Consider the following 7,131-nt stretch of genomic DNA (forward strand, 5'->3'; position numbering starts at 1 on the left):
CACGACACAAATTCTGCCTTGAAGAGGAGGCCGAAATGCCTGGAAACCAGTTGGCTGGCCCAGAGATTCTGAAAACCGACTTGCTACTGTCGGTGACCGCGCTGGGGCCGGGCGTCCATCATTTAGTCGAGCAGCGAGGAGAGGTTTTTCCATGACGCACGCCCTGACGACGGCCCAGATCCTCATTCGCCTGCACAATCGCCTCAACGAGCTGGGGGCCTGGCGCGACGCCCGGCGGCAGACACTGACAGGCGGTGAGTTCTTCGCTCACGGCTCAGATCGGGCCTACCCCATTGCGTTGAATGAAAGCTGGCCCAGCCGCGATTTCCCGGTCACGCTGCGCTTTGAAACCACGGTGCCGGCAGATTGGACAGGGCCGGTCTCCCTGCGTTTTGATGTCGGCGGTGAGGGCCTGCTGAGTGTGAACGGGCGGCCCATAGGCGGCCTCAATCCATACCACCATGAGTACCGGCTCCCTGAGATCTCCGGCGGGCAGCGCCTGAGCATCGAGATTCAGGCCAGCCCCAAGGACCTGTTCGGACGCCCGAACCTGCATCCACGGCTGAAGGTGGCCCATCTGGTGGAGCCTGACCTGGAGGTCCGCGCGCTGCACGACGACCTCAACGCGGCACATGAAGCGGCCCGGCAACTCCTGGCACACGGTCAGCCTGACCTGGCCGCCCAGCTCGCCGACGCCCTCAGTGAGCTGTTGACTGGGCTTCCGGTCCAGCGCAGTAACAGCGCCGCGTACCTTTCGCGCGCGGTCCAGCAGCGCGAGCAGGCGGACCAGATCGCCGGGATCTGGGACGAGTGGGATTTTGCCAGCGAGGACAGCCCGCCGTTCCCCGATCACCTGCGCCCGGCGCTCAGGCAGGCACGCCAGATCTGGGATGAGCGCCGGGCAGACCTGCTGAAACGCTTCCCGCCCACCGGGGAGATCAGCTTGTCGGGCCATGCCCACATCGATCTGGCCTGGCTGTGGCCGCTCTCCGAGACGCGCCTCAAAGCGCAGCGCACCTTTTCCACGGTGTTGACCCTGATGGAGCAGTACCCCGATTTCACCTTCAACCAGTCCTCGGCCCAGCTTTACCGTTACGTCGAGGAAGACGCCCCCGCACTGTTCGGGCGCATCCAGCAGCGCGTTCAGGAGGGCCGCTGGGATGTGGTCGGCGGCATGTGGGTGGAACCCGACGGCAACCTGATTTCCGGCGAATCGTGGGCGCGGCAGTTGCTCTACGGCCAGCGCTATTTTGCCGAGAAATTCGGCAAGGTGGCCCGCGTCTGCTGGCTGCCGGACACCTTCGGCTACGCCGCCAACCTGCCGCAACTGCTGCAACTCTCCAACATGCCCTATTTTTTTACCACCAAGCTGACCTGGAACGAGACCAACACCTTTCCCTATGACCTGTATCGCTGGGAGGGGCTGGACGGCAGCCAGGTGCTGGCCCACAGCTTTTATAATCCCCTGCCCGCGCAGGGCTACAACGGCGATATCGCCCCGCTGGACGTGTTGCAGACCTGGCGGAATTTCCGGGGCAAGCGCCACAGTCACGCCTCGCTGCTCAGCTTTGGGCACGGCGATGGCGGCGGCGGCCCCACCGCCGAGATGCTGGAAAGTTACGGACGTCTCAAGGCGTTCCCCGGTCTTCCGCGCCTGAAGATGACACGGGTGGCCGAGTTCTACGACGAGGTGAAGGCCACGAACCTGCCCGTCTGGTCCGGCGATCAGTATCTGGAAATGCACCGGGGCACGTTCACTTCCCAGGCCCGCGTGAAGAAGTTCAACCGCCGTCTGGAACACACGCTGGTGGAAACCGAGGCGGCCTGTACCCTGGCCTTCCGGCTGCTGGGACACCCCTACCCCCGACAGGATCTGACCACGTTGTGGCAGACGCTGCTCAGGAACCAGTTTCACGACATTCTGCCGGGTTCCAGCGTCAAGGCCGTGTACGACGTGGCCCACCAGGAACTCGGCGCGGCGCTCGAGCGGGCGACTGCCATGCGAAATGCAGCGCTGCAAGCCCTTGGCGACGCGGTGAGCGGCCCGGAGCGCATCGTCGTCTGGAACCTCTCTTCCGATGATCGCCCGCTGCGCGCTGTCCTTGAAACGGGGCGTCCGCTGGCCCTCACGACGGACGAGGGCCTTGCGGTCCAGACGCACTTCCAGGGTGGGCAGCTTCACCTTCACGGTGAAATGACCGTGCCGGGTCTGGGCTACCTGGCGCTCAAGGTGGGGCAGGCCGAGGCTCCAGCTTCAGCCATCAACACCAACCCTGACGACCTGACGCTGGACAATGCTTGCCTGCGCGTGACGGTAGGCGACGACGGCACGCTCACGTCCATGTACGACAAACGGCTGGCCCGCGAGATGCTCGCCGGGCGCGGCAACCAGGTGTGGGCCTACGTGGACATCGCCCGCGAGTACGACGCCTGGGAGGTGGACGCCGCCTACGCCGAGGACGGTGAAGAACTGCTGGCCGCCCAGCCTCCACAGCGTCTGTCGGACGCGCCGTATCCGGCCATTCGGGTGATCCGCAAGCACGGCGACAGCACCATCACCCAGGTCTATGAACTGCGGCCCGGCAGTGCCCGGCTGGACATCAAAACGGAAGTGGACTGGCGTGGCCGCCACACCTTCTTGCGCTCGCTGACGCCTGTGAATATTCGCAGCCCACACGCCACCTACGAAACGGCCTACGGCAGCGTCGTTCGCACCACCCATACCAACACCAGTTGGGACGCCGCGCAATTTGAGGTGCCGGCCCACCGCTGGGCTGATCTGAATGATGGGGCCTGTGGGGTCAGCCTGCTCAATGACAGCAAGTACGGGTATTCGTGCCGGGGCAACGTGCTGGGCCTGAGCTTGCTCAGATCCCCCGTCTATCCCGATCCCACGGCGGATGAGGGTCAGCACCGGTTCACCTACGCGCTTTACCCGCACGCGGGGGACTGGCGCGGGGGCACCCTGAGGGAAGCCCAGAACCTCAACGCCCCCCTGATCGCCCTTCACAGCGCGGCCACGGAAGGCACATTTCTGGCCCAGTCTCGCTTGATCAGCCTGCCCGCTGGCCTGCGCCTGAGCGCCCTCAAGCTGGCCGAGGATTCGGACGCCGTCATCCTGCGCGTCTATGAGGCCCACAGCCAGCAGACCTCGCTGGACGGCCTGAGCGCGCTGGAGATTCACCGCTGGAAGGTTGTGAATCTCCTGGAAGAAGTGATTTCAGACTCCGCAGAGACGGAGCAAGCCATCAGGCCCTATCAGGTGGTCACGCTCCTCGCCAGCGAATGAAAGAACAGAGGTGCCCAGTCGGTCCAGCAGTGAACCCATCTGCATCTCACGGAACCGCCAGAGTCGCCGTGGTCCAGGCAAACCCAGTCAAGGAAGCGCCTCTCGCCCAGGAAGAATGATCGTGGAAATGCGGTCACACTGGAGGGGGATCTGGCCGATGCCAAGACCCCCTTGCTCCATCACAGAAAGAACCCGCTATCGCAGGCGGGTTCTTCTCTTACGGGATTTTACTCGGCCCCTACTTCGGCAGCACGCCGGGGAATTCGGGCTTCTCGCGCAGCGGCACCAGTTGCGCCAGACGGATCGGGAAGGTGATGTCCTGTTCCGCACGGGTCAGGGTCACGGCGGGGGCGGGGGCCAGAACCAGGCGGGCCGCCGTGCCGGGCAGTCCAGCCAGTGCCGAGAGCAGCACGAAGGGCACGTTGTTGAAGACCCGCACGGCCACCGGCAGCAGCGCGCCGTCCACCAGCAGGTTGGCGCTGCGCGGGGTCACGCTGCTGACGCTCAGGCCCAGTGCCCCGGCACTGGCCGCCAGCGGCAGGTAGATCTGGCCGCCATCGGCGCGGGCCACCCCGGCAGCGACGATGGCCTGCTGCTGCGGCGTCAGCACCGGCACGGGCTGGGCTGGAGCGGGGGCGGCTGGGGTGGTGGTGGGCGGCACCTGCGCGGTGGGGGCGGGGACAGGGGGCGTCGTAGCTGTGGGTGTGGTGGCGGGGGGCGCGGCAGCCACAGGTGCAAGCGGCGTCAGGGCAGTCAGGGCGGCGCTGGCAGCCCCCTTGCGGGCCTGGGCGGCAGCAGCCAGTTCCCCGACGCTGGGCGCGCGGCCCACGGCGCTGGGCAGGGCATGGAAGGTGGTCCACGGCCCCACCGCCAGCGGGCGTACACCTTGCACGGCGTTCAGGCCACCGCCCTCGGTCACGAAGTACAGGGTCCCCGCGTCGCTGACGGTCACGCCCAGATCCATCTTCTTGCCCGTCCGCAGTTGCCACAGCGCCTGCCCCCCGGCGCTGATGGCGTGAATGGTGCCGCTCAGGTCCGGGACCACCACCGTGCCGTCGCTGAGTTCGACGGCGGGGGCGGCCACAGGCGAACCGGTGGCGTAGGTCCAGGCGTCCTGACCGTCGGTTTTTACGGCGTAGACCTTGCCGTCGTAACTGCCCACCACCACCAGCCCGGTGCTGGTCACGATGGGGCTGGCGTTCACGAACAGGCCGGTCTGGCGGGTCCAGCGCAACCCCCCAGCCGGGTCCAGCGCGTACAGCTTGCGGTCACTGGAGCCGAAATAGATGTTGCCCGCCGCGTCAATGGCCGGGCTGCTGAACACCAGCGATCCGGCGCGGAAACTCCATTTCAGTTTGCCCTCGGGGGTCAGCGCCAGAAGCTGGCTGCCCTGGGTACCCAGGTAGATGGTCCCGTCTGCGGCGATGGCCGGGCTGCTGAACACCGGCGCACCGGCCTTGAAGGTCCACAGTACCTTGCCCGCAGCACTCAGGGCGTGAACGGTGCCGCCCGCCGTGGCGGCGATCACGCTGCCGTCGCCTCTCAGCGCGGGTGTGGCGAAGATATCGCCGTCCAGCCGGACCTTCCACAGCAGTTTTCCTGCCGGGTCCAGCGCATACAGGGAGTCGTCGTAACTGGCCGCGATCACGCCTCCCTGCGGGGTGATGACCGGGTAGGCGCGGCCCAGATCGCCCGCCGCGTAATTCCACAGCTCTGTGCCCCCGGCGTCGGTGCGGTGGATGCGCGCGTCGCTGCCGATAAAGACCAGATCGCCTCCCCCCGCCACCGAAACCCCCGAGATCACGCGCAGCTCTTTGTTCCAATCGACTTTGGGAGGCTTGAACTGTGGCACGGACAGGCCGGGTGCGGGCGTGACCTGTGTATTTGAGGTCTGTGTATTCGAGGTCTGGGCCTGGACAGGAGAAAGCGCGGCAGCAGCGCACAGCACGGCCAGCAGACGGGCGCTCAGAAGAGTGGACTTCGGGGAAGGGTGGTCAAGAAAGTTCCTCATCTAAAGGTAAGCTCCTTTACATTGCCTTTACGCAATGGTGAATAGGTGGGGAGGGGCGTGGACGCCTGCCAGGGTACGGCCTAAGATGATTGACGTTATGAAGAAAATTCTCATGCTGACCGCGTTCGCGTTGACTGGCCTGGCCGCCGCGCAGGACACCACCCCCGCAACCACCGAGACCATGCCCATGACGGACACCATGCCGATGATGGGACCGGCCTCTCTGAGCGCCCCCGAGAACTTCGCCAAGGCGCAGGAATTCGCCGTGCAGGCCGACGTGGCCTACCCGGTTTCGTTCTACGACCGCACGCTGTGGAAGGCCGCCGTGGACCACTCGTACTACGCCGCGAGCATGGAAGCCAGCAACCGCGACTACAACGCGTACCTCGCGCAGCTCTACACCAAGACCCAGTGGTGGATCAACGCCTACAACGCCTGGGACCGCCTGGGCGAACTGAACGACACCGAAAAGCAGTGGGCCTCCCTGAGCGCCGCCAAGCTGGCCTTCCTGGCGTTGCAGCGCGGCGACACCGACATGACCCGCATGTACGTGGAAAAGGGCATGGGCTGGGCCGACAGCGCCAGCCTCCAGTCCATCATGAAGCGCCTGCCTTAACTTTAAAGGCAACAGGACTGACTCCGGGTTCGCCTGGGGTCAGTTTTTTGGTGTCCTGCTGCCGAATTGTCGGGCAGCAATCTTCTATTCTGTCGCTATGAATCGCCGCGTCGTTCGTCTGTTCTCGGTGGGGGCGCTCCTGACTGGTCTGCTGAGCGCCTGCGTGCCCGCCCCGCTGCGCCCGCAGCCCAATGCCCAGGTGCAGGTCCAGACCGTCCTGACCCCCGCGCCCGTGCAGACCGCGACCGGCGAGGGTGGCCTGTACCGCTCGCCCGGTCCAGCGGCCCTGCAACTCCGCACGGACCGGCCCGCCTTCGTGACTGCGGTGGTGGTGCCGCAGTCCGGCGGCGCGCAGGTTTTTCCGGTGGGCGCGGTGGCAGCCGACACGTCTGTCGCGGTGACGTTGCCGGGCACGCGGGGCTTCACGCAGATCTTCACCGTGACCAGTCTGGCCCCGCTGGACCTGGGCGCGGCGGCGGGCGCGCGTTCCGTGGACGAGGTGGCGCGCGTGGTGGGGCAGGTGGCAGCTCCCCTGCCCGCCGGAAGTTACACGGTGGACACCACGGTCTACCGCGTGGTCAGCTTTGGCAACGTGGAGGTCAGCGCCTCTCCGTCCGGCTCGGAGGTGCGCGTGGATGGCCGCCGGGTGGGCAACACGCCGCTGACCCTGCGCGACGTGCCCGAGGGCCGGGTCACGGTGGAGGTCTCGCGGGGCGGCTACGACAGCGTGTCCCAGAGTGTGAATGTGCGGCCAGACGCTACCACGCAGGTGAGCGCCAATCTGAACCGCGAAACCGGCGGCCTGCGGGTGGACAGCGATGTCCCCGCCCGCGTGCTGATCGAGGGCCAGGGCGCAGGCAGCACGCCCCTGCGCGTGCGGGTGCGCCCCGGCGTGGTCAATGTCAACGTGGTGCCGCTGGACCCCGCCGCCCGCACCGAGACCCTGCTGGTGCGCGTCAATGCCCGCGAGGACACCAGCATCGTCTGCCGCAGCGCACCGGAATTGACCTGTAGCGTCCGCTGAGCGCGGGAAGATCGAACTGGTGCAGGGTCGCCAGTCCCCTGCGCCTTTGCCATGTCATACGGATTCCGTTTGTTTCGCGTAGAGATCGGGAAAGCGCCGATCTCTACACTTCACGCCCGGAACCCGTTTTTCTCCTTCTCGCTCCGCTCGGATTGCAGGTGTTTTCAACACCTTCTAATCGGAGTCCGTAT

General features: G+C 66.1%; 4 protein-coding genes. 3 read left to right on the top strand and 1 reads right to left on the bottom strand.

From position 1 onward, the window contains the following. Positions 1-151 precede the first annotated feature (151 nt). Positions 152-3,289, top strand: a complete 3,138-nt coding sequence (locus tag Q319_RS0114410) for an alpha-mannosidase (protein WP_029483183.1) — start codon at positions 152-154, stop codon at positions 3,287-3,289. Between the two features lie 238 nt (positions 3,290-3,527). Here the strand turns inward: Q319_RS0114410 and Q319_RS0114415 are convergent, their stop codons facing one another. Continuing rightward, complete coding sequence (locus Q319_RS0114415) at positions 3,528-5,300, bottom strand: outer membrane protein assembly factor BamB family protein (RefSeq protein ID WP_081846060.1); 1,773 nt, start codon at positions 5,298-5,300, stop codon at positions 3,528-3,530. Positions 5,301-5,397: 97 nt separating this feature from the next. Here Q319_RS0114415 and Q319_RS0114420 point away from each other — a divergent pair, with 97 nt between their 5' ends. After that, entirely contained in the window at positions 5,398-5,916 is a 519-nt protein-coding gene (locus Q319_RS0114420) for a hypothetical protein (RefSeq protein WP_245619255.1), read from the top strand. 97 nt (positions 5,917-6,013) lie between these two features. After that, positions 6,014-6,940: a PEGA domain-containing protein gene (locus tag Q319_RS24600; protein WP_034415224.1), complete on the top strand. Its 927-nt coding sequence runs from the start codon at positions 6,014-6,016 to the stop codon at positions 6,938-6,940. The last annotated feature ends 191 nt before the right edge of the window (positions 6,941-7,131 follow it).

Origin of the sequence: Deinococcus marmoris DSM 12784 (assembly GCF_000701405.1) — a bacterium.
Classification (GTDB): Bacteria; Deinococcota; Deinococci; order Deinococcales; family Deinococcaceae; genus Deinococcus; species Deinococcus marmoris.